Here is a 22,606-nt window from a genome sequence, read left to right on the forward strand (position 1 = left end):
AACTCCTATTCTTCACTCAGATCAAGGATGGCATTATCAAATGAAGAAATACCAACAAGCACTAAAAAAATACAAGGTTATCCAAAGTATGTCCCGTAAGGGAAACTGTTTGGACAATGCAGTCATAGAAAATTTCTTTGGCTTATTAAAGTCTGAATTACTCTACCTTAAAGAATTTGAAAGTATGGAACATTTTAAGGTAGAATTAGAGGATTATATTCATTATTACAACCACAAAAGAATTAAAGTAAAGTTAAATGGAATGAGTCCAGTACAATACCGGACTCATATCCAATCAGCCGCTTAATTTTTCTGTCTAACTTTTTGGGTTCATTTCAATGATAGTTGTCTTTTACTTTTAGCATAACGACTTATCTTCCAATCTCCAACTAAACCACCGCGCATGACCATCTGTTTCCCCAACCGTTTCACGATATTCTTTTCCATTTATAAAATAATCAAGATGAAGATCTCTATCCCACATGTTGTTATAAAGATGGAAAACATCGCGTTTCGCTCCGATTTCTTTCACTTTATCTACTAAGTTATGTTTTATACTCTCTGGTATTTGATTCGCCACATGTGTGTGGAAAATGCAAATTACTGCATCATCTGGAATTTGTTCCACAACTTCTGAAAGAAGGGCTACTCCATCCCCTTCTATCAGTTTCACAGATTGTTCTTTTAAGCAAGCTGCTGCGTGATCAAACATTTCAAGTCGTTCTTCATGCTCAGGCCAAATAAGTGAGCGTAACCATAAATAATCTTCTTCATTCTTTAAATCATTTATATGTAAATCAAGTCCGATTCTTTCTATGACAGGTGGACTTTGTGGTAAGAAAAATGGCTGATTGTCCCCTTTTATTTCTGATTTCAATTGGACGTTAGAATGTATATTTCCATATACTCCTCCTGTTCCATATGAATAACTATATTGATCCCAGAACAATTGTAGACCCGCACTTGTCCCAATTTCAATTAAAGCTAATGGTTTATTAACTTTATGAAACATATAACAAAAACTCGGATATAAATATGTACACCTTCTTACTTCGTTTGTTTGTACTAGCTTTGTTTTTAAAATATCGATTATCTCTTCTCGATGAAGCTTACAAAAATCTTTAAAATGGTGAAAAGCATGTTCTAGATTTTTTTCTGGATTCGCAACAAGACTACTATAATATTGTTTTAATACATGACTATTCCCTTTCAATAATAAATAGTGAACGGCACCAAGTAATAAGTTAGGAGTTGGCTGACCAAGTTGTGCGTGTGACGCTAATGCAAGAATTTCCTCATCTTCTGAAATTTCCAATGATAAATGTTCGTATAAATCGCTCGACCCTTTACTTTCCTTTATAGAAAAATTTCTAAATAAGTTGGAGATTTGTTTTGGTGTAAGCATTTATATTCCTCCTGATCGCAAGTTCGAATATTCAGAATAATTATAACATAAATGGTTGAAATAGCATATTTTTACAAATAACCTCTTCATTTACTTAAAATCACAAATGAAGTTTAAAAATATATCTCCACACCATTAGGATCTTTTTGTTTCTTTTGATATAAAGGATTAAAATATACATATTTCAATGCCGTTTTACTATCAAGAATAGTTTCAATATGATTTATTTTTTTTTGAAATAGAAATGAAAGGTCCTGTTCTAATCCCGTTTTTTTTGTTTTCATTACAATTTTCTGTACTTCTTCTTTAGCCTGACTATCATCTATTGCATCCAAATTTGTTTGTAATTCAATTCGAAAACCATATGGTGTTGAAATGAAGCTTCTCTTTTCTCCTATATTTACTTTCCACTTTAATTTTTCAGCTTGTGCACAAATTGATTCACTTTCTTCTTTTGACGTTAGAAAACCAATATGATCAAATTTAATACTTTTTCCATAGCCAAAGGTTATATTAATCTTACCCTTTCTAGCCTCAATAATCCGAAAAAGTACCTGTTTATCACGAAAATCATCCCACGTTAATGGCGAATTAAATTGTTGAAATTCTCCATTATACTTTCCAATCCTGTTAGAAATGCGAAACCCATACTTTTTATAAAAATTCTCCATTTCTTCTAAATAAGGCGTCCAAAAATGATAATGAAATAACATTCAAATCTCTCCTCTGTATTCTATATATTTAATATAATTGTATAAACATGGCGTTATAATCACCTCTACCAGAAGCGGGAATTCTATTAATTTTTCTTCATACTTTTGAGGGATAAATTCTATCAAAAACAATAAAAAGTTCATTCCTTTCTATACAGGAATGAACTTTTTACTTTAAAAATTATACTTATCAATATTATCCTTCGTGAACACAACTCGTTCCGGCAGTACGATAATTCCGTTTCCATCTGCTTCGTAGTCATAGCCTTGAATAGAATTCGGTTCCACCTTTACTTTACCTATATTTGGAACTTCAAAACTATCCCCAACTTTTAATTTCTTCCCTTTTACCACAATTTCATTTGCAACATAAGTTGCAAGTGCTCCTTGTTGTTTTACATCCCATAATCCAAATTGCTGAACCGTTCCTCGTTTTACATAATCACGCATTACATTTGGAGTTGAAAATCCTGTCACAATTACTTTTTTATCCATTTTTAAGTTTTCAGCAGCCTGAGCCATTGCTGGAAGTGCCGTTGCATCAGGGCAAATTACTGCATTAATATCGGGATACGTTTTTAAAATACTTTCGCCAACCGATAATGATTTTTGTGCGTTATTTTCCCCGTACTGCGTCGTTACAATTTCCCAATTTGGATATTTTTCTTTTATAATCTCTTTTGCTTTCGTTACCCACTGGTTCTGATCTGTTACAGTCGGACTTGAATAGAAGAATGCTACTTTCCCTTTATCTCCAATTTGTGATGAAGTCATTTGAATTAATAGATTTGCAAGTTGCTCCGGCGTTCCTTGGCTTATATAAAATGAACGATCTTTCGGATTCACATCAGAATCCCACGTTAAAACGGTCATTCCTTTTTTCTTTGCTCTCTGTAATGATTGTGAAAGTCCATCAACTGATGTAGAGGAAACCATTAATGCATCATAGTTTTGATTAATAAAATTATTTATATACTTCACTTGGCCTGATACACTCGCCTCTGATGGTCCATCATATTTCACTTGCACGCCTAACTTATCTCCCATTTCTTTTGCCCCTTCACCACCCGATGTAAAGAAACCGACTCCTGTTAATTTCGGAATGAAAGCAAATTTTACATCATCTGCTTTTTTCTTGTCTGCTGTTTTGCTAGAACATGCGATTAAACCGATGATACAAATACACATAATAATAAGAAATCCCAGTTTTCTTTTCATGACATTTCCCCCTTATGCAAATTTCTTCTTTTCCTCATAGTGAGTTGCTGTAATTTGAAATGCCTAATAATAACAGAGAGGATAAGTATAATGCCAATAACTACATTTGACTGTTCGTTCGTTAAACCTGTCATTTGTAAACCGTACTGCATCATACCAATAAATATACTTGCTAGTACCGTTCCGAGAATACTTCCTTTTCCTCCAGTGATGAGTGTCCCACCTAATACAACTGCCGTAATAACCGGCAGAATTGTCTCGCTTCCAATATCAGCTCGTGCTGAACCAAAATATGCTGTTAAAAAAGTGCCTCCTAACCCACCTCCTAACCCGGAAAGAATATATGCGATAATGACTACCTTTTTTGTACAAATGCCGGAATATTCCGCAGCTTTTTCATTCGTACCGGTTAGCGTAACATAACGACCATACCTTGTACGATGAAGTAAGAGTGCAAACAAAACAGTCAAAACGAAAAGTAACCATAGTAAATTAGGAATTCCTATAAAACTGCCATTTGCAAGTTGCACGTAAGAATCTGGTAACCCGCTTATTCCCTCATAGCCACTGGCATTTGAGCCACCCGAGATAACAAGTGCAATTCCTGCATATAAAAACATCGTTCCAAGTGTAACAACAAGAGGTTCCACACCTGTCATTTTAATAATTAGCCCATTGATACAACCGGCTAGACAACTAATAAACAAGGCAATAATCGTAGCTACAATAACCGGAAGTCCATTCATCCAGAGCACACCAATAAGAATTGAAGTAAGCCCCATAATGGACCCTACAGATACATCGATTCCACCTGTAACAATTACAAATGTCATCGGAATTGCGGCAATCGTAATAAAAACGAAGTCATTCATACTGAAAAGTAAATTACTAATATTAAAAAAATCATTGTTAAATAAGCCAAAAAGTATGAACTCAATAATAAGTAATACAATCAGAACCCCTTCCCATCTGAAAAATCCACGTGCATACTTCATTGATTCATCCTTCTTTCTTCCAGCTGTCTTATTCCCTTCCATTTTTTCAAAGTACTGTCTAATATAATAATAAGTAACAGTAAAAATCCTGATATAGTACTATTCCAAAAAGCAGGTATTTTTAAGAAGACTAGTGAACTACTAATAACTTCTAAAAAAATTGCCCCTAGTGCTGCTCCAAATATAGAACCTGTTCCACCTTTTAAATGTATCCCCCCGAGAACAGCGGCAGCAATTACTTGCAGCTCAATTCCTGTACCAGTTTGATTTGGCACAAAGCCGATATTCATAACAAATATGCATCCTGCAATCCCGGCGCTTATTCCCGAAATAATAAATGCATATATTTTCACCCTATTTACAGGTATTCCAATGAGACGTGCTCCATCTTCATTATCTCCAGTAGCATAAAAATATCTTCCAAAAGGTGCTTTCGTTAAAAAAATATATAATAATAGTAAAATAGCCAAAATGATCCATACTGAAATAGGTAGCCCTAGTATCATAACAGAAGACATCTGTTTATAAGACTTAGGAATATCTTCAATCCATTTGCCACCTGTATAGATCAACATTGTTCCTCTAATAATTCCTAACATTCCTAATGTCATAATAATTGCCGGTACACGAAACATCGTAACCCCAATGCCATTTATCATTCCAATGACAGCTCCAAGCAAGATTGCAGCAATAATGGAAATTAAAATGCTATTACCATTTGTCAAAAACATCCCACAAACCGCTGCACTTAACCCCATAATAGAGCCCACTGAAACATCGATATTTTTAGTAAATAATACGAATGATTGACCAATAGCTAGTATGACTAAGATAAGACTTGATTTCATAATTAAAGAAAGCGAACTAAACTGAACAAAACTAGGATTAATCATTCCTACAAGTGCTATGTAAATAAGTAATAAAATGATAATGGATGTTTCATGCATTTTAAATAGATTTGAAAAACGTTTCATTCCGTTACACCTTCCCTTCCTCCATATGCGAGACGTGTAACTTCATCTATACAAATTTCTTCTTTCCCCAAGTGAGAAACAAATTCTCCATTTCTCATCACATATACCCTGTTTGCCAATTGAACAATTTCTTCTACATCAGAAGAAATCAATAAAATTGCAAGTCCGGATTGTTTTAAACTTTGAATTGCCTCGTACACTTCTAATCTTGCTTTCGCATCAATCCCGCGCGTCGGTTCATCAAGAATGATTAATGTAGGTTCACAGGCAAGATATTTAGCTAATACAACTTTTTGTTGGTTTCCACCTGATAAAGATGTCATTTTTTCAGCTTTACTAGGTACGGCTATCCGAAACTTACTAATATACGCTTTAGTTAAAGCGCTTTCTTTTTTGTGATTTAAGAAAAAAGTACTGAGTCGGTGTAAAGACGCTGACGTTATATTTTCTTTAACAGATGCAATTGAAAAGATACCATTACCAGCCCTATCCTCAGGAACATATACCAACCCTTCATCTAGTCGTCTACTCGTCGAATACTTTGCAATTGACTTTCCTTCTAATAAAATAGCTCCCGACAGCACAGGTCTTAGCCCATATAATGCTTCTGCTAATTCCGTTCTACCTGATCCAACAACACCAGCAATTCCTACAATCTCTCCAGCATGTACGGTTAATGATATATTCTGAAATATATCACTCGACAGATTTGTTACCTCTAATACTCGTTGAAAATGTTTTATCGTTTCTTGAGGCGCCTCTTTCTTCTTCTCTTGTTTATAATCTTTTGGCAATAACCCCTCCATTAACATGTCATATGTATAGTCTGATATATCCCCTTGATTCACAATTATTCCATCTCGTAAAATAGCTACTTTATTCGCAATTTCAAAGATTTCCGGAAAACGATGCGTAATATAAATCATCCCAATTCCCTTTTCCTTTAAGCTTTTCATTAACACAAAAAGACTCTTTATTTCATGAGTTGTTAATGTCGATGTTGGCTCATCTAAAATAAGAATCTCTGCTTCTCTTATTAATCCCCTTAATATTTCTACTAATTGTTGCTGCGCAATTGATAATGAACTTCCAATTGCACTTAGCTCTATGTTCCATCCTAAACTTTTTATCAAATCTTTTACCTTTTTACGAAGTTCCTTCTTCTTTGCTTTTATTCCGATACATATATTTTCTTCAATTGTCATATGAGGAAAAATTAACGGTTCTTGTGGGATTAAATAAATACCATTTGAATGTGCTTCTGCTGGATTAGAAAAACTTTGCTCTCTTCCTTTTACATACATCTCCCCAGCATCATAAGAGTATAAACCTGTTAATATCTTCATCAATGTTGATTTCCCAGCACCATTTCCTCCTACTAGAGCGTATACATCTCCGCGTTCTAATTCCAATGTAACCTCTTTTAATACAAGTTGGTTTGAGAATGATTTACTAATTTGTTTCACCTCTAATAAGGGCACGTTCTTCACATCTTGTCATCCTCCTTTATGCGGAACAATTTTTGAGAAAATGATTTTTTGTTCTACTTGTTTTGTAGCATTGTATATCCCTTTTTTCATATCTAGAACAAATTTTTCTTCAGCATAATGGCTATTTCTATCGGTATAAACAAAATACATAACACATATGTTTAAGCATTGGTCAATTGTTGAAAGGGATGAAGAGAATGTCACAGCTGAGTTTTGAAGAAAATTTGTTAACAAAAGTAGCCTGGTATTACTATAAAGATCATTTAACGCAGCAAGAGATCGCTTCATTGCTTCACATCTCACGAAACAAAGTCGTTCGGTTATTAGATAAAGCACGAGCTGAAGGTGTCGTTACATTTCATGTAAAAGGTACAGGTTTACATTGCCTAAGCATTGAACGTGAACTGATTAAAAGATTTCATTTAAAAGACTCTTTTGTGATCCCTACGCCAATGGAAAATCCACCTTATTCTTTAGGAAAAGCTGCAGCGCAATATTTAGAGACTCATTTACAGCAAGGAGATTTACTTGGCATTGGTTGGGGAGAAACTATATCAAAAATGCTAGAAAACATCCATTTTGACATATCTATACAACCTTCGATCGTTACTCTTACAGGTGGTGTAAATCACTACCTTCCTAAAAAACAGAACTATCTCAATCACATGCAAGGAGAACTTCATATCATTCCCACACCATTTTTAGCATCTACAACTGAAATGGCACAAAGCATTCTTTCAGAACCAGCCGTTAAAGATATGCTACATGTCGCTTCACTTGCTAATACAGCAATAGTCGGTATCGGTGGTTTATCTCATGATGCAACAATTGTAAAAGAAGAAAAATTAACGCTTCGTGAAATGACCTATATACGTAGTCAAAATGGTGCTGGAGATATTCTAGGTCAATTTTACAATACACATGGAGAATTACTAGAACTTCCGCATCACGCTCGTTTAATTGGTACACCTCTTCCTGTTCTTCGAAAGATGAAACATGTAGTTGGTGTAGCTGGGGGTGAAGACAAAATAGATGCAATTTACGGGGCTTTAAAAGGTAAATTCATTCATACATTAATTACCGATGAGGACACTGCACTCTCCCTATTAAGAAAGGAAGGTGAATCATAATGTCTGCTCTATTAGCTTACGACGCAGGAACTGGTAGTATCAGAGCTGTTCTTTTCGATTTACAAGGAAATCAGCTGGCTGTAAGTCAAAAAGAGTGGGTTCATAAACCCGACTCTCGTTATCCTGGTTCTATGAATTTTGATGTGATAGAAAACTGGAAACTCGTTCAAGAGTGCACGAAAGATGTACTCAAAAAAAGCAATATATCCCCTTCTTCTATTAAAGGAATTAGTGCAACAAGTATGCGCGAAGGATTTGTTCTATATGATAAAGATGGTCAAGACATATGGGCATGTGCGAACGTTGATGGCCGTGCTTCTTTTGAAGTAAGTGAGTTAAAACAGATTCGTTCAAACCTCGAAGTAGAATTATATGAGAAGTCAGGGCAAACTTTTGCACTAGGTGCCTTACCTAGATTACTTTGGCTCAAAAAACATCAACCCGATATATACGATACAGTCCATTCTTTTACAATGTTAAATGATTGGATTCTCTATAAGTTATGTGGTGTGTTACAAATAGACCCTTCAAACGGATGTACGTCTGGTATATTTCATTTACAAAATAGAACTTGGGATAATTCCATTGCTGAGCAATGCGGCCTAACTTTAACATTTGCCCCAAAAGTAAATGAAGCAGGGACAGTTATTGGTCATGTAACAAAACAAAGTGCAGAGCTGACAGGGTTACACGCAGGAACACCGGTAGTTACTGGAGGTGGCGATGCTCAGATGGCCTCACTCGGTTCAGGAGTTGTAACCCCTGAACAAACCTTTATTTGCGGAGGTAGCTTTTGGCAACAAGAAGTAAATATAACAAGCCCAAAAACCGACCCAAACGCTCAAATTCGCGTCAATTGCCACGCTATCCCTACACTTTGGCAATATGAAACAATCGCTTTCTTCCCAGGTCTTGTTATGCGATGGTTTCGAGATGCTTTTTGCCAAGATGAAAAGGCACTTGCTACTAAACTAGGTGTAGATGCTTACGAACTATTAGAAGAACAAGCAAAACATGTTCCAATCGGATCATATGGTATTATTCCTACCTTTTCAAATGTAATGAATTATATTTCATGGCGCCACGCCGCACCTTCTTTCATTAATTTAAGCTTAGATGCTGATAAATGCGGAAAGAAAGAACTGTTCCGTGCAATCGAAGAAAACGCTGCATTTGTAACACTTGGAAATTTAAAATTAATAGAATCATTAACTGGAAAATTCCCTTCTGAAGTTATTTTTGCAGGTGGTGCTGCAAAAGGCAAGCTCTGGCCCCAAATTGTTGCGGATGTTCTCGGAATTCCTGTCAAAGTACCCGTTGTGAAGGAAGCTGCCGCTTTAGGAACAGCAATTGCCGCTGGAGTCGGCGCTGGCATATATGACTCTATGGAGGCTACTTCTCAGGAATTTGTAAAATGGGAGAGCTCATATGAACCAAATGCTGAACATCACAAACTATATCAACGATTCTATCAAACATGGAAATCAGTTTATGAAAAACAACTCCCACTAGCGGATGAAGGATTCACATCACATATGTGGATTGCTCCAGGTGCACTGTAACACATTACATAAAGGAGTGAACAGTATGCTCAAAGTAAATGAAAATGATTTCGCCTATCGCTTTGGTAACCACGGTCCAAAGTATTTAATAAAGGGCCCTAATATTGACCTTGGTGTTGTAGTTATTCAGCCTGGGGAGGAATTTCAAAATCATTATCACACCACATGTGAAGAAGTTTTTTATGCTTTAGAAGGCGAAATTGATTTCTATATTGATAATGAAAGGGTCCCTGTAAAACAAGGTGACGTCTTACAAGTTCGCCCTCACGAATCTCACTATCTTATTAACCACTCAGATCAAATCTTTAAAGCTGTTTTTATTAAGTCACCACATTTACAAGAAAAAGATACTGTACAAACAGAAAATCCAAAATTAATAAAGGAGTGATTGACAATGACTTGGGGATTTCAAAATCGATTAAATACGATATTACCTGATGGAAAAGCAGTTATGTTAGCGATAGATCATGGTTACTTTTTAGGCCCTATCCACGGATTAGAACAACCTTTAGAAGCAGTAAAGAATTTACTTCCCTATACAGATTCTCTTTTCTTAACAAGGGGCGTACTCAATTCCTGCATTCCTGAAGACTGCAAAACACCAATGGTAATGCGTGTTTCAGGTGGTCCAACTGTAGTCGGTAAAGATTTAGCAAATGAGACCATTGTTACACCAATTAAAGAAGCACTGCGGCAAAATGTGGTTGGGGTTGGTGTATCTGTTTTTGTCGGTTCAGAATATGAAACACAAACTGTTACCAATTTAGCTAATGTTGTTTCTGAAGCACATGATTACGGCTTACCCGTTCTCGGTATTACAGCAGTTGCAAAAGAACTCCAAAAACGAGAAGTACGATTTTTAGCACTTGCATCACGTGTATGTGTGGAAATGGGTGCTGATATTATTAAAACGTATTACTGCGAAGGATTTGAAAAAATTACGAGCACATGCCCTGCCCCAGTCGTCATTGCAGGTGGCCCAAAATTAGACTCAATCGAAGACGCTTTAACAATTACATACCAAGCATTGCAAGAAGGTGCTATTGGGGTTGACATGGGACGGAACATTTGGCAATCCGAACACCCAGCTGCAATGATTCAAGCGATACATGGTATTGTCAAAAACGGCTTGCATGTAAAAGAAGCACTTGAATTATATAATGAAGTGAAAAACTAGAATAATGAATGAGAAAGAGCCATAACGATTTCTCCTTTAAGAGAGAAAAGAAATAGTAAAATGACAGACCAAATATTTAGGTCTGTCATTTTACCGTTAAGCTATGTTATATTTCTCTGTTTATGTTTGAAAAGATAAAATACCCTAACCGTTAAGCTAGCTGTGACAAAATACTGTATCAAAAATACTTCGGACTCTTGATTTAAGTCAATGACCAGTCATTATCTTCCTATTAAAATGAAATCACCTTAGTAATATAGGAGGGTATATTATGGCTACTTCAGTAAAAGAACAATCATATCAAAGAAAATCTGCTCTGGTTGCTGGCATATTACTTATCATCATGGCACTTGCTGCATTTTTTTCCTATGGCTTTGCCCATGGAAGTCTTGTGGTGCAAGGGGATGCCAGCGCCACTTTTAATAACATTAAGTCATCAAATATGCTTTTCAAAGCTGAAATCTTCGGTTGGGTCATCATCCTGATCACTGACATTATGATCGCCTGGGCTTTCTACATGTTTCTGAAGCCAATTAATAAAAATCTTTCATTACTTGGTGCATGGTTCCGTCTTATTTATGCGACTATATTGGGAATTGCCATACTGAATTTAATCTTTGTATTGCTTCTCTCGAAAAGTACAGACTATTTATCATTATTTAAAATGGATCAACTTCAAGCACATATGATGCTGTTTCTTGAAGCATTTGAATCTATTTGGTCTATAGGATTGATCATTTTTGGCGGACACCTCATGATTGTAGGCTATTTGGTTTTCAAATCCGACAGAATACCTAAAATCATTAGTGCCTTATTGTTGCTTGCTTCAATAGGCTATATTGTCATTAACTTATTTAACACGACTCTTTCACAATATGATGCGGTAATTTCAAATCTTAAAATTGTATTTAATGTACCAATGATTGTAGGAGAATTGGGATTTGGTATATGGCTGCTATTCAGGGGAGGAAAAGTCCATAAAGGTGTATGACAATTCCCTAAAATTTATCTTTATTGATTCGCTTCTTGATTCTACTTAATGATTCTGGGGTAATCCCAAGATAACTCGCCAATTGATGTTGGGGTACACGATCGACTAAATGAGGTCGTTTTCGTAATAGTGCTTTGTAGCGTTCTTCTGGGGTAGATGCAATAAATGAAGCCAACTCATCTTGTACCTCACCAAATTTGTGCTCGATCATCTTGCGTGTCATTGTTTCCAATTGTGAGTATTTGTTATACATGTCCTTTTCGGAGTCAAGATTACCAACGACCAATATACAGTCTTCTAGACAAATTAAAGAGTACGCGGATGACTTATCTTGTCTATGATGATTGAAATTCGAAATGGCTTGTTCTTCTGTATAGAAATTGGATGTAACCTCTTTTCCTGTTTCATCTATTGAATACTGTCTAACACATCCATTCAATACAAAATAACACTTAGTTGGAACATCTCCTTGTCTAAGGAGTATTGTTCCTTTTTTATATTCCTCAATTTGTACATCTTCAACGATTGCCTGTTGTTCTTCTTCGTTTAGTGTTGTAAATCTAGTCATATACTTCATTAATATTTTTTTCATTTCCCTCTCCATTCAACTCCTCTGATTAAGTCATTATGATCAATATCATCTTTGTGTTACAAAACTTCTTAGCAAGAACCTATTCAATCATACCTTTGAACTTTCTTTTTTTATTATAAATCTACTTTAATATAGGCTTTGGTAAATAGTATTGTTGTTTTTCAGGTATAAAATATGGGAACGTCCGATTTGGACGTTCCCATTCTTATTCCATTAAAGCCACCTGCAATGAAATAACTGTAAAGCTAATGTAGCTTTTTTAAAAGCTGCGTTTCCCTACCCAAGCTCCTTGCATTTTACTTAGGTATACAATTTGCCCAATATGATATGCGTCGTGCAATGTTAAACTCTTCAGTTCAAGCACTAATGATCTTTCTCCAGGGATCTGTCTATACAAATCTTCATGTTCTGATTTTGCTAGTATTTTTTCAAGTTCACGATGAACGTAAAAGTATTCTTGTTTTGTTTCCTTCCAATTTTGAAACGTCTCAGTTGGTAATCGAAATGTAGATTCATTATCTTCTGCCTGGGGTTCATTCGCTGTTTCACCAAGAAATCGCATCAGAAGTCTCTTTTTATAGAAAAGTAAATGACAAACTAATTCCCAAATAGAATTCATTCCCCCCTCAACTGGTTTCCAAATTGCCTGTTCAAAAGTAATATCCTCTAGCACTTTCTCAAGTGGTGGAAACCAGTCTTCTTCATCTAAGCAACTTGCCCATTGTTGTAACAAAAGTGTCTTTACATCCATTTTCTATTCCCTCCAATTTAATCCCTTTAATAGATAATCCCTTTTTCAATTAAACTGGCCCTTTTACGGAACAATGAACGTTTGATTACTCATAAAATTCCGTTAACATCAATTTATCATAAGTTGTGTTAACTGAGAAAGAACAACTGTCTAAAACCATTTTGGTTAATTATGTCCGCTAACGCCATTAAAATTCACTCGCTCTCGGTAATTTCAGTTCATTTCAGAACGATTGTTCGAGTGAATCAAATAACAACATTATTCTTTAACAAAGCCTTCATAAAAGATTGTACAGCATAATAACCTATGGCATAACCTACGCCAGAGAAGAAATAAAAATTATGATACAAGAATGCATACTGTCCGAAAAAGGTTTGGACTATTTATTTACTACCAAAGAGGTTAAATATTATAACCTTACATAATTATTTATTCATCATTATATCTTGATGTTTATTCTGAAGGAAAACCTTATTTTTCCCCCTTTTTTAAGATCCAGTCCAATGCTATTGATTTGAATACCCCTAATTGCTTTATTTATATTTAAATAGGACACTAAATAAGAACTGTTTTACCCAAATATAAATTGATTAATACATATCTAGTCCAAAAAAAAAACATGAACATATTATATTATAACTCTCTAACAAATACTCTAAGAAAGGAGCTATCTATATGTTTGAAGACAAATCTAAAGTTAATTACCCATATGAATTTGCAGAAACTATAACAACACCAGTTAAAAAACCAAATTACACAAAATTTAAAAATAATACAAACACACAACCTTTGGTTATTTCAAAACATTACGTTGAAAAACTTCTATACTCCGAAAGAATCAATGCACCTAAAAACAAATAATCAAAGTTCTTTAAGAAAGACTACATCCATATATAGATGTAGTCTTTTACATACGATGTTTTTATAATTTAAGACTGTTGATAAGCACCCTTCGATGATTTCACATAATACACAGCATGCTCTGCTTTAATAATATGATCCGGTTTTGGTTTCCCGCGACCTTCTCTATGTCCAGCTATATGTTCTTCGCTTGTCTCCCAGCTTTTCCACGCATCTTCAGATTCCCAGCGAATCAGTACAACGACTTCTTCGTCTCCTCTTCTCACCTTTTTAACGAGAACACTTAAGTCGATAAATCCTTCAAATTTTTCAATGATGCCTTCTCCAGTAAAATGTTGAACAACAAGATCTGAAGTTCCTTCTTTCACTGTAATCGTTTTCGTTTCAATAAACATGTATCCCACTCCCTTTGTATGTAAATATTTCTAATATTCTTCCATTATAATTGATTATGATAATTATTTTCAATTAAAACATTTAAGCTGATTTTTCTTGAACAGCTTCATCAAGAAATTTAAAGTACGGAAGTAGTATTCCAGCTAAAGAAGTTACACATATGATAGATCCAATTAATACATATAACGCCCTTACTCCCCATATTTCACTCAATGTTCCTCCAACTAAAACACCTAGTGGCATCGCACCTCTTATTAAAAATAAGCGCACCGAAAATACTTTTCCCATCATATCATTTGGCACAACTTGCTGGCATATTGTCGTGTTATGAACATTAAAAAATGCCATGCATACACCCGCTATAACTTCAATAAAAATTGCTAAAGAGATACTGTGATTGAATCCTAGCGAAATATATGTGAGCCCTCCTATTAATAACGCTCCAAGCATGAGAAGACGCCGACTACGACGCTGCACTTTCCCGACAAATATAGAGCCAATTACGTATCCTAGAGGAAAACCTGCCATAAAATATCCGTAATCAGCATAGCTTGCTGAGAGGTCATCTATTATATACGGAAGATTGATAACCATCGTTACGCCGACTCCAAATTGAACAAATGTGAGAAAAACACCTAACCAGAAAATAATGGGTTGTTTGAAATAATATGTAAATCCTCCAATAGATTGCTTTAACCAACTTTTACGAACTGTTTGAGCTACTCTATGCTCTTGTATAAATAGCAGTAAAGCACCACTTATAAATAGAAACAAACAAACGAAAAATAAAGTTAGCTTTACTCCTATAAACTCAATAACAATTCCCCCTAATACAGGGGCTAAAAACATCATAAGGCGAACCATTCCATCAATATACGCATTCGCTGATTGCAGCTCTTCTTTTGATACAATTGTTGGCGTAATCGCTTGATTGGCTGGTACGTAAAATGGAGTGATGAGACCCACTATCATTTGTACAACAAAAATATGCCATGTTTCTACATTCCCAATGATTATCATAAATAAAGGAAGTGAAAAAGCTAGTCCACGTGTCCACTGAGATACAATCATAATCCATTTCCTGCTCCATTTATCAATGAAAGGACCAATGACAAGTTGTAAAAGAAGCGACGGGATAAAGTAAAGTAGCCACATACTTCCTAAGGCCACTTTTGAACCTGTTAATTGATAAATAAGAACAGAATTACATAGCGTACCAAATGCACCACCTAATTCGGAAATCGCGCTGCCAATCCACATAAAGAAAAACGATCGATTTTTTAAAATATTTTTCCCCATTTTGCACCAACTTTTCTTTTTCATTCTCCTCCTATTGTGCATATTCTATAAAGGTAAAATCATTATACCTTTTGATGTACAAATGCATAATTAATGATTTAAATAGAATTCCAACTCTTTTGATATAGCCTCTAATGCTTTCTTTTTTAAACTATACTTAGCATCTAGAATATCAACTAACTTCGCAGATCTTAAAATTTTTAAATGATGATGAATTGTTGATTTTCCAATATTCAACTGCTCCGTTATCTCCTGCAATGTACGATCTTGTTCAAACAATAATTTTACAATGCGTAACCTCGCTTCATCACCCAATGCTTTATGTTTATGCACTAGAAAATAACTTGGCTCATATGGATCTTCTGGATGTATACTTTCATTTGCAATTGGATAATGAAATATTTTTATATTTTCTATATCAGCTTCGATATTCCATGGTCGGTACGTATATTGCGGGATAAGAAGAACATGATGTACACTGGGCTCTGGAGAATAAGTAACACCGCCTGTTGCCCATTCAACAAATTCTTCTGGTTGCATTTTTTCATTCATTTGACGTTTCGTTTCATAGTCTTGTTTTAGTATGCGTGACAGTTTTTCCGCTTTAGGTTCTATAACAGCTTCATACCATCCTGTCATCACTGCAGTGAGGTGCTCTGTCAGCTTTTTTATATCCACTTTGCAAATAAAATCGATGTAAGCAGGGAAAAATGGATTGCTATTTGTGATTTCTTGTAGTTCTTGAACTGCTTCCCTCTCCCCATTGGCTGCATTCTTTCTCATTTCTTCATATTTATAGCCGACAAATGGAATACATATATACTTTAATTCAGATTCTAACAACGAATTGATATACTGAGTAAACTCATATAAATCCTGAAAATCTTCTTGATATAATAGTTGCAGTAATGCTTTCCACGTATTATGTTTCTCTACGAAATGTAAATGCTCTTGCATTTCCACCGATAATGTTTGTCTAATCTCCTCCCATTCATTTCGAGATTTTTCTAACGTATCAATCAGCCTAGTATTCGTAATGGCTGCAATCCCAAGAGCACATTCGAAAAGTATCGAATACTTTACTTGAACGTCATATGTTTCCCTTTTTCTACTCGTTACATGTAAAACTTCCATTGTATCCCTCCTTATTTTGTTATGTATTAAATTCTATAAATATCGAATTTAACCTTCTATAATTTTAGAATTTTAAAAAATCTAAAAAAGACGCATATATCATTGGTACAAAATTAAAAATAACCATAAAAAAAGAGATGCAATTAGCACCTCTTTTTAAACTTATTTTAGCACTTAAATTAACACCCACATGAATATCATTTTGTCACGAATTTGTCCTAACAGTTTCTTGGAGTTTTTCCATTACCCTTGATAAAGCTAAAATTGAATTTGTTGTTTCAAATTCTCCAACATTTAAGGAATGGTTTACATTTTGGATAACATCAATCGTTACATTTGATTTACTTAATTGGTCAATTTGATTCGCATTGTAATAATGGTCTTTATCCCCGATCACTAAAAGCCCTTCATGTTGACTATTCAAGATTGAGTCAAAAACCGAATCAAAATTTATTAAAGGAGTGAATAAAATCATTTTTGACTTTAAGAATTCATCTCTCTTCATTAAGTCATTCGCAATTGGAATTGTTCCAAGTGATTTTCCTAAAAAAATCGAATTGTTGTATTGCCCATTTTTTAAAATATCAAAAATCACAGGGTTAATATCATCCATCATTATTTTTGTTATTTCTTCAATCGTTTTTTTCATTGTTTGCTCATCATAAGAGTAATGAATATGGACAATATCGATTTTATTTTGGAGCATTAACATCGTCGAATAATAGAACAAGGGTTTATCGTAATTGTAACCTGAACCTGAAAACATAAAGCAAATCGTTTTGGAACCCATTTCTATATATGTATAACGAATCACCTTGTCGTTTGTTTGTATCTCCTTTTTCTTTCCTTTCATCATTTTCCCCTCCGAAATTTTTATAATACCATAATATAAATTTCCCTATTACTGATTACCCGATCTCTCCTCATTCAATTTGAAATTTTTCTAACGTATCCATCAATCTAGTATTCGTAATGGCTGCAATTCCAAGAACGCATTCGAAAAGTATCGTACACTTTACTTGGATATTATATATTTCCAGCTCCTCCCTAACACTTCCTTTTTATTAATTAATCAAATATTGAAATATTCTTTAATTTAGTGTAGTGGTTGCTCGTTTAATAAAAGCACTCGTTAGTGCATTAATAAAATGTACTGTACATGTCGAGACATCCTATAAAAAAATAGAAAAATCATTAATACCTGCATATGGTACTTGATTCTTGATTTTATCTTTTAAGCTATGTAAGGTGTATGCTTGCCATTCTTCTAAATTATTCATATCCCATTTTTGTATGAATAATTGATACAAATAAATCTCTCTTATTTTTAAGAAAATAGGAATTTGAATCATTATATCCTTATGAAGCGTATTTTCTGTTTTATATCCTGCAAAAAAATTACTCATAAATATATCACAAAAAGAATGTGTATTGCCATTGAAGGAGCTATGTTGCCAATAAGCATGATAGAAAGCTACTGCAATATCTTGAGCATACCAATTAAATGAGCATTCATCAAAATCAATTGTAGTTATACGACCTTCCTCATCAATAATTAAGTTTCCTTGATGGTAGTCATTATGAATAAGTCCGAAAGTATCAGGAGTAATAATATATGAAGTTAGACTATGCACCAACTCTTCATATTTCTCTTTAATCCATGGATCTAACTTTCTTCCAAGATTAAAGACATCAGGATTTTCAACTTTCCATTCTGGACGTTGTATTGCTTTTAATTTAAAATCTTTGGATAGTGCATGCATTCTTCCTAAATTTTTACCGAGTTTTTTAAAAACCTTTTCATTCCAGTGGGATTTGTTTGTAACATCAATTTGATCACCCTTAATAAATTCAAAATATGTTTTAACTCGTTCTTCCTCACACCCTAAAAGAATTACTGGCTTAGGTACAAGTACACCTTTTTCATATAAAAAATTCATCCACTCTATTTCTTGTAAAATCATCTCCTTTGTTTTACCCTTTTCAGAAATTCTAACTACCCTTTCTTTCTCTTTAATATAAAATACGTCGTTATTAAATCCTCCATTCAATCTAACACGATTTTCTAACATCCTGTTTTCCCCTTAAACTCTCAATTTACGAGAACGCTTGTATTTAAACAGTAGCATAGTAATTTCTTTGTCTCTTCATTTACTAACCTGCATCGTTAGTTTAATAACACAGTTTCTTGTTTTTCTACTAACATGTAGTCCAGTGAAATAGAACATTCTTTTCTTTAAGCATTACAGAAACAACTTTATGATTCGTAAATAATGATGTCGGTTATTTAACTTTATCTCATCACCATCAATAAAAAGTGAGAGGTTCTTCAAAACAAAAAATAAATGTTAAGAAAAGTTTCGTCTTACGTGTATTTCAAAATCTTAGACATGTAATAACTATCAACTAAGTTTCCATCCATAATACAAGCGGCTCTTTTTGTTCCCTCAATCTCATAACCTAATTTCTTATATAAAGAAATTGCTGATGTATTATTTATCCTTACTGTCAATTCTAATCTAATTACACCAATCGTTTTTGCCCAATTTTCAAGTTCTTTAAATAATTGGGTTCCAATTCCTTTTCCACTATTTTCACGTGTTACACCAGCAACAATATAAACACTATGTCTAATTCTTTTAGGTTTACTACCAATTGCCATCAAATATCCTACTAATTTATTTTCAATCTCAGCAACAAAAATAGCTGAATTAGAAGATTGAGATATTTTTTTGATAATATTTTGTTGCTGTTCAATTGTAGTAGCTCTTTCCCCTTCCTCAAATAACATGAATTCCGTTTCTTCATCAATCTTTCTGCACAATTTTAAAAAGGGTTCTGCATCTCTTTCCATAATGAGTCGAATCATGGAATATAACCTCACTTTAACTAATTTGCCATAACAATAAATAATTCGACATATGTAAATCAGCTTCTTTAAATTAAGGACTTTGAAAATTCTTGTCCTCTAAAACGAAAGAACTAGCATTATTAGGCTAAAAATGTACTAAAATTCTCATTCCTACATTGACAAGCATTAGCTCTATCCTTTTAAAATTAAATCAACATTTTGCTGCGGCCTTTCCACTTTCAAATAAAAATCCTCTGCTTTCCAATATCTATGTTCAAACTTTAGAAGATTCTTTTGTGTTTCTTCATGTTCACGAAGAAATCTTTGTTCCCGCGGGCAATCTAAATACACTATATAATCAAAGTACTTTCGCCACTCTTTCCGCTGAAGAAAGACTCCTTCAATTACGATCACACAAGGATTCGGCATGATTACCTCTCTCATTTCACACGAATCCGTTTGATGATTATAGAACGGAAGGTTTAGCTGATTTTCCATCTTTATTTTTTGAAATAACTGCTCTTGCAACCATTGAACATCCCATTGTAATTGATAATACTCATACCACTCTTCATATCCAGTATCATAGCGCTTACTACGCTCTACAATATGATCATCGATATGAAAAATATGAAACGGAATACCTTTTTGTTTCAATTCGTCTTCTAGCTGCTTTACCAATGTTGTTTTCCCCGAACGACTTAAACCATCTATTCCTAAGATAAATCGATTACTTATATTTTTTGAAATGAGTTCTATTAATTTTTTCAAAATACTATCCTCGCCACTCTTCTTTTAGTAACGAATAGATTATAGTATCATGAGCAACACCACTTTGAATCATATATTTTCGAAGTAATCCTTCTTCCTGAAAACCAGCTCTTTTCAGTAATCGATGTGAAGCTTCATTTTCTGTATAAACAACTGCTGCAATCCTTATTAGCTGCAGTGTTTCAAATCCATATGTAAGAATTGCTTGTATTGCCTCAGATGCATAGCCTTTTCCCCAATATGTATCATCTAATTCATAGCCAATTTCAGCTCTTTTATGGTTTGGATTGATTAAATGAAATCCGCATGTGCCAATCAATTGATTCGTTCCTTTTAATTCAATCCCCCAGCGAATGACATTCCCTTCTTCATATCTTTTTCTAAATGTCTGAATCATATTTTTCACTTGTTCCATAGTTTGGAAAGACTCCATTCCAAAATAACGGATAACAGATTCTTTTTCAAAGTAATCAAACATTGTTTCAGTGTCTAACAATGTGAGTTCTCGTAATTTTAAACGTTCTGTTTCTAAAATTGGAAACCCCATTCCCTTTTCTCCCTCTACTCTAATGAGCTGCAAATTTCAATATAATTACCATCTGGGTCTGACACATAAGCAATCGTTTGTCCCCATGGTTTCGTGATTGGCTCCACCAATACTTTTACACCTTGTTCTCTTAATTCCGAAATTGTTTCTTTCACATCCTCCACAACAAATCCAAGTTCAAAATTAGAAGATTCTAATGCACCATTCGGAATCGATAACCCAGTTAACTCCCGTACATCCTCTCTACTATTCAACGCTAAAATCGTCGTTCCAGTATCAAATTCAATGTATGTATCATGTTCACCCTTTATTGGTAAGGTTAAAATATCTTTATAAAATCGAAGACACTCTTCATATCGCTCTACATACAAAATGACATATTTCATTTTTAAATTCATTGTAATCTCCCTTTCAAATTCTCTTCTAAAAATTCGACAAAGGATGTAGAAAACCTTGTTTACATTCCAGTATTCATAATAATAAACAAAAAAAAAGAAGACCGATTTCTCGGTCTCAAACATATTGGCATAAAACAGGAGATTGGTTTGGACATAACCAGTTCATACATTTATTATATTTTATATTTTCTGAATTTTAAATATAATATTCAACAATTCATATTGAGAAACTTTTTGACAGAAATCATGAAACATAGCTGCTTTTGAATAAATTTTCCCATATAAAGAAATGCTACAAATGGAGGTGTATACATATGGAACCAATGCTTTGCCCAAGTTGTAAAACAAACCGCACTCGCTTTAATATTCTTGAGCAACAAGTAAAACCAGTAAAATTAAATCCACAAACAGGACAAGTTGAAGAAGAATACACAAACGAAACAATGAATGCTTTTCATATGGCATATCAAGGACCTTCATATCGTGTCCAATGTGCAGTATGTGGGCTTGTGGAGAACCCAGAACAGTTTATCAAACCTGCGCAAAACCAATCATTTTAACACTTGAAAACTTGATTCGTCCTTAACGATCCAAAAGGTAACCTAAAAATCTCATTACCTTTTGGATTATCTATCAATTACTCGCTTTTAACCGTTCACTCATCTCTTCATAATGCTTTTTTACCTTCCCTTGAAATTGACTATATGCCTCTTCCACTTGTTTTTCCTGTTTCTCAACTAACTCGTCTATTTATCCTGCCAATTCTTGACTGAGTTTCTTATCTTTATATAATGAAATGAAACAAATTACGTCCTTTACAAAACTTCCTTTTTTAATTCTCGTATCTTCCAAAATAACCTTATTAATACATATACATCTATACACACGCAAATCCCTAGAATAAGTTTTATCCAAATAGGACTATTGACCGAAGGCCCTAAGTAATTCAAATACACCCCTAGTATCATAATGACCAAGGTAGGTGCAAAAAATCTCATTAAATCCATAAGTTTTTCAATCTTTGTTTCTTTCTCAGAATAAATATCAGGTAATTCATTATCATCCGTTACTTCTTTAGAAAAATAGTGCCATTTCGTAAAGCTTGTGACATGCTTCCAGCCAGATATCTCATAGATTTCAATGTATTCTTTTTGATTCATTTGTGAGTTTCGATTGTCTAGTTTGAAATCCGCTTTATAAACAACATCTTTCGGCTCCGTTTTCTTAAATGTATACATAAAATTGTAGTTTTGGAATGCCCAGCCCTTTTGGTGCATTTTTCTTAAATACGCCTCTTCTTTTTCTAGGTTCCACGCCGCAAAAAATTTTAATGTCTTCTTAATCTCCATAC

General features: G+C 34.1%; 26 protein-coding genes and 1 pseudogene. 8 read left to right on the forward strand and 19 right to left on the reverse strand.

The features are described 5' to 3' along the window. Window positions 1–307 (forward strand): IS3 family transposase (locus BLV40_RS11395; protein ID WP_139265524.1); only part of this gene is annotated, 307 nt, incomplete at its 5' end. Between the two features lie 51 nt (window positions 308–358). On the opposite strand, the gene BLV40_RS11400 is transcribed toward BLV40_RS11395, so the two are convergent. The 6 genes from BLV40_RS11400 to BLV40_RS11425 form a co-directional block, all read right to left on the reverse strand. After that, window positions 359–1,405: a DUF2332 domain-containing protein gene (locus BLV40_RS11400; protein WP_026592916.1), complete on the reverse strand. Its 1,047-nt coding sequence runs from the start codon at window positions 1,403–1,405 to the stop codon at window positions 359–361. A gap of 113 nt (window positions 1,406–1,518) precedes the next feature. Next, entirely contained in the window at window positions 1,519–2,118 is a 600-nt protein-coding gene (locus BLV40_RS11405; RefSeq protein WP_090690053.1) for a VOC family protein, read from the reverse strand. 174 nt (window positions 2,119–2,292) lie between these two features. Continuing rightward, on the reverse strand, window positions 2,293–3,336 hold the full coding sequence (gene lsrB, locus BLV40_RS11410; RefSeq protein ID WP_090690057.1) for an autoinducer 2 ABC transporter substrate-binding protein LsrB: 1,044 nt from the start codon (window positions 3,334–3,336) through the stop codon (window positions 2,293–2,295). Further along, complete coding sequence (locus BLV40_RS11415; RefSeq protein ID WP_090690061.1) at window positions 3,333–4,331, reverse strand: ABC transporter permease; 999 nt, start codon at window positions 4,329–4,331, stop codon at window positions 3,333–3,335. The genes lsrB and BLV40_RS11415 overlap by 4 nt, the downstream gene beginning before the upstream one ends. Beyond that, the gene (locus BLV40_RS11420; protein WP_090690063.1) at window positions 4,328–5,305 is read right to left on the reverse strand and encodes an ABC transporter permease subunit; all 978 of its coding nucleotides are present in this window, start codon (window positions 5,303–5,305) and stop codon (window positions 4,328–4,330) included. The genes BLV40_RS11415 and BLV40_RS11420 overlap by 4 nt, the downstream gene beginning before the upstream one ends. Beyond that, the gene (locus BLV40_RS11425) at window positions 5,302–6,795 is read right to left on the reverse strand and encodes a sugar ABC transporter ATP-binding protein (RefSeq protein ID WP_090690066.1); all 1,494 of its coding nucleotides are present in this window, start codon (window positions 6,793–6,795) and stop codon (window positions 5,302–5,304) included. The genes BLV40_RS11420 and BLV40_RS11425 overlap by 4 nt, the downstream gene beginning before the upstream one ends. Window positions 6,796–6,974: 179 nt before the next feature. On the opposite strand from BLV40_RS11425, the gene BLV40_RS11430 reads away from it, so the two are divergent. The 5 genes from BLV40_RS11430 (at window position 6,975) to BLV40_RS11450 (ending at window position 11,655) form a co-directional block, all read left to right on the forward strand. Then, window positions 6,975–7,925 carry a sugar-binding transcriptional regulator gene (locus BLV40_RS11430; RefSeq protein WP_026592910.1) on the forward strand — a complete coding sequence of 317 codons (951 nt, stop codon included), beginning with the start codon at window positions 6,975–6,977 and terminating at the stop codon, window positions 7,923–7,925. Beyond that, window positions 7,925–9,487, forward strand: coding sequence for an autoinducer-2 kinase (gene lsrK / locus BLV40_RS11435; protein WP_139265525.1), 1,563 nt, complete (start codon window positions 7,925–7,927; stop codon window positions 9,485–9,487). The genes BLV40_RS11430 and lsrK overlap by 1 nt, the downstream gene beginning before the upstream one ends. Before the next feature lie 25 nt (window positions 9,488–9,512). After that, on the forward strand, window positions 9,513–9,875 hold the full coding sequence (locus BLV40_RS11440; protein WP_026592908.1) for a cupin domain-containing protein: 363 nt from the start codon (window positions 9,513–9,515) through the stop codon (window positions 9,873–9,875). 6 nt (window positions 9,876–9,881) lie between these two features. Next, complete coding sequence (lsrF, locus tag BLV40_RS11445) at window positions 9,882–10,664, forward strand: 3-hydroxy-5-phosphonooxypentane-2,4-dione thiolase (protein ID WP_026592907.1); 783 nt, start codon at window positions 9,882–9,884, stop codon at window positions 10,662–10,664. A 271-nt stretch (window positions 10,665–10,935) separates the two neighbouring features. Beyond that, a complete protein-coding gene (locus BLV40_RS11450) occupies window positions 10,936–11,655 on the forward strand; it encodes a DUF4386 domain-containing protein (RefSeq protein WP_090690073.1) in 720 nt (239 codons plus the stop codon). A 7-nt stretch (window positions 11,656–11,662) separates the two neighbouring features. On the opposite strand, the gene BLV40_RS11455 is transcribed toward BLV40_RS11450, so the two are convergent. Further along, complete coding sequence (locus tag BLV40_RS11455; protein WP_090690723.1) at window positions 11,663–12,247, reverse strand: Crp/Fnr family transcriptional regulator; 585 nt, start codon at window positions 12,245–12,247, stop codon at window positions 11,663–11,665. A 259-nt stretch (window positions 12,248–12,506) separates the two neighbouring features. After that, entirely contained in the window at window positions 12,507–12,998 is a 492-nt protein-coding gene (locus BLV40_RS11460; RefSeq protein ID WP_090690077.1) for a DinB family protein, read from the reverse strand. Between the two features lie 675 nt (window positions 12,999–13,673). Between BLV40_RS11460 and BLV40_RS11465 the strand changes: the two genes are divergently transcribed. Further along, window positions 13,674–13,859, forward strand: a complete 186-nt coding sequence (locus tag BLV40_RS11465; RefSeq protein WP_026592901.1) for a hypothetical protein — start codon at window positions 13,674–13,676, stop codon at window positions 13,857–13,859. Window positions 13,860–13,927: 68 nt separating this feature from the next. On the opposite strand, the gene BLV40_RS11470 is transcribed toward BLV40_RS11465, so the two are convergent. The 10 genes and pseudogenes from BLV40_RS11470 to BLV40_RS11510 all read right to left on the reverse strand — a co-directional run bounded on the left by BLV40_RS11470 (window position 13,928) and on the right by BLV40_RS11510 (window position 21,255). Further along, complete coding sequence (locus BLV40_RS11470) at window positions 13,928–14,254, reverse strand: antibiotic biosynthesis monooxygenase family protein (RefSeq protein ID WP_090690080.1); 327 nt, start codon at window positions 14,252–14,254, stop codon at window positions 13,928–13,930. Window positions 14,255–14,336: 82 nt separating this feature from the next. Then, on the reverse strand, window positions 14,337–15,554 hold the full coding sequence (locus BLV40_RS11475; protein WP_090690725.1) for an MFS transporter: 1,218 nt from the start codon (window positions 15,552–15,554) through the stop codon (window positions 14,337–14,339). Window positions 15,555–15,644: 90 nt separating this feature from the next. Continuing rightward, window positions 15,645–16,688, reverse strand: a complete 1,044-nt coding sequence (locus BLV40_RS11480) for an ArsR/SmtB family transcription factor (protein ID WP_090690082.1) — start codon at window positions 16,686–16,688, stop codon at window positions 15,645–15,647. 205 nt (window positions 16,689–16,893) lie between these two features. After that, a complete protein-coding gene (locus BLV40_RS11485; RefSeq protein ID WP_090690086.1) occupies window positions 16,894–17,541 on the reverse strand; it encodes an alpha/beta hydrolase in 648 nt (215 codons plus the stop codon). Window positions 17,542–17,614: 73 nt separating this feature from the next. Further along, a pseudogene (locus BLV40_RS29300) lies at window positions 17,615–17,728 on the reverse strand (ArsR family transcriptional regulator); the annotation flags it as partial. A 132-nt stretch (window positions 17,729–17,860) separates the two neighbouring features. Further along, on the reverse strand, window positions 17,861–18,760 hold the full coding sequence (locus tag BLV40_RS11490) for a phosphotransferase enzyme family protein (protein WP_090690088.1): 900 nt from the start codon (window positions 18,758–18,760) through the stop codon (window positions 17,861–17,863). A 293-nt stretch (window positions 18,761–19,053) separates the two neighbouring features. Beyond that, entirely contained in the window at window positions 19,054–19,557 is a 504-nt protein-coding gene (locus tag BLV40_RS11495) for a GNAT family N-acetyltransferase (protein WP_090690091.1), read from the reverse strand. Window positions 19,558–19,731: 174 nt separating this feature from the next. Next, a complete protein-coding gene (locus tag BLV40_RS11500; RefSeq protein WP_090690094.1) occupies window positions 19,732–20,310 on the reverse strand; it encodes a kinase in 579 nt (192 codons plus the stop codon). A 4-nt stretch (window positions 20,311–20,314) separates the two neighbouring features. After that, a complete protein-coding gene (locus BLV40_RS11505) occupies window positions 20,315–20,857 on the reverse strand; it encodes a GNAT family N-acetyltransferase (protein ID WP_026592893.1) in 543 nt (180 codons plus the stop codon). A gap of 14 nt (window positions 20,858–20,871) precedes the next feature. Next, a complete protein-coding gene (locus BLV40_RS11510; RefSeq protein WP_026592892.1) occupies window positions 20,872–21,255 on the reverse strand; it encodes a VOC family protein in 384 nt (127 codons plus the stop codon). A 314-nt stretch (window positions 21,256–21,569) separates the two neighbouring features. Between BLV40_RS11510 and BLV40_RS11515 the strand changes: the two genes are divergently transcribed. Continuing rightward, entirely contained in the window at window positions 21,570–21,815 is a 246-nt protein-coding gene (locus tag BLV40_RS11515) for a hypothetical protein (protein WP_026592891.1), read from the forward strand. A 255-nt stretch (window positions 21,816–22,070) separates the two neighbouring features. Here the strand turns inward: BLV40_RS11515 and BLV40_RS11520 are convergent, their stop codons facing one another. Beyond that, window positions 22,071–22,604 (reverse strand): DUF2812 domain-containing protein, encoded by a 534-nt coding sequence (locus BLV40_RS11520; RefSeq protein ID WP_090690098.1) that lies wholly within the window; start codon window positions 22,602–22,604, stop codon window positions 22,071–22,073. Window positions 22,605–22,606 lie beyond the last annotated feature (2 nt).

The sequence above is a fragment of the Bacillus sp. 166amftsu genome (assembly GCF_900107445.1).
Lineage (GTDB): Bacteria > Bacillota > Bacilli > Bacillales > Bacillaceae_G > Bacillus_A > Bacillus_A arachidis.

Coding starts and splice junctions, on each gene's coding strand:
- BLV40_RS11400 (WP_026592916.1), bottom strand. CDS start 1,405: ATGCTTACACCAAAACAAATCTCCAACTTATTTAGAAATTTTTCTATA.
- BLV40_RS11405 (WP_090690053.1), bottom strand. CDS start 2,118: ATGTTATTTCATTATCATTTTTGGACGCCTTATTTAGAAGAAATGGAG.
- lsrB (WP_090690057.1), bottom strand. CDS start 3,336: ATGAAAAGAAAACTGGGATTTCTTATTATTATGTGTATTTGTATCATC.
- BLV40_RS11415 (WP_090690061.1), bottom strand. CDS start 4,331: ATGAAGTATGCACGTGGATTTTTCAGATGGGAAGGGGTTCTGATTGTA.
- BLV40_RS11420 (WP_090690063.1), bottom strand. CDS start 5,305: ATGAAACGTTTTTCAAATCTATTTAAAATGCATGAAACATCCATTATC.
- lsrK (WP_139265525.1), top strand. CDS start 7,925: ATGTCTGCTCTATTAGCTTACGACGCAGGAACTGGTAGTATCAGAGCT.
- BLV40_RS11440 (WP_026592908.1), top strand. CDS start 9,513: ATGCTCAAAGTAAATGAAAATGATTTCGCCTATCGCTTTGGTAACCAC.
- lsrF (WP_026592907.1), top strand. CDS start 9,882: ATGACTTGGGGATTTCAAAATCGATTAAATACGATATTACCTGATGGA.
- BLV40_RS11450 (WP_090690073.1), top strand. CDS start 10,936: ATGGCTACTTCAGTAAAAGAACAATCATATCAAAGAAAATCTGCTCTG.
- BLV40_RS11455 (WP_090690723.1), bottom strand. CDS start 12,247: ATGAAAAAAATATTAATGAAGTATATGACTAGATTTACAACACTAAAC.
- BLV40_RS11460 (WP_090690077.1), bottom strand. CDS start 12,998: ATGGATGTAAAGACACTTTTGTTACAACAATGGGCAAGTTGCTTAGAT.
- BLV40_RS11465 (WP_026592901.1), top strand. CDS start 13,674: ATGTTTGAAGACAAATCTAAAGTTAATTACCCATATGAATTTGCAGAA.
- BLV40_RS11470 (WP_090690080.1), bottom strand. CDS start 14,254: ATGTTTATTGAAACGAAAACGATTACAGTGAAAGAAGGAACTTCAGAT.
- BLV40_RS11475 (WP_090690725.1), bottom strand. CDS start 15,554: ATGGGGAAAAATATTTTAAAAAATCGATCGTTTTTCTTTATGTGGATT.
- BLV40_RS11480 (WP_090690082.1), bottom strand. CDS start 16,688: ATGGAAGTTTTACATGTAACGAGTAGAAAAAGGGAAACATATGACGTT.
- BLV40_RS11485 (WP_090690086.1), bottom strand. CDS start 17,541: ATGAAAGGAAAGAAAAAGGAGATACAAACAAACGACAAGGTGATTCGT.
- BLV40_RS11490 (WP_090690088.1), bottom strand. CDS start 18,760: ATGTTAGAAAATCGTGTTAGATTGAATGGAGGATTTAATAACGACGTA.
- BLV40_RS11495 (WP_090690091.1), bottom strand. CDS start 19,557: ATGATTCGACTCATTATGGAAAGAGATGCAGAACCCTTTTTAAAATTG.
- BLV40_RS11505 (WP_026592893.1), bottom strand. CDS start 20,857: ATGGGGTTTCCAATTTTAGAAACAGAACGTTTAAAATTACGAGAACTC.
- BLV40_RS11510 (WP_026592892.1), bottom strand. CDS start 21,255: ATGAATTTAAAAATGAAATATGTCATTTTGTATGTAGAGCGATATGAA.
- BLV40_RS11515 (WP_026592891.1), top strand. CDS start 21,570: ATGGAACCAATGCTTTGCCCAAGTTGTAAAACAAACCGCACTCGCTTT.
- BLV40_RS11520 (WP_090690098.1), bottom strand. CDS start 22,604: ATGGAGATTAAGAAGACATTAAAATTTTTTGCGGCGTGGAACCTAGAA.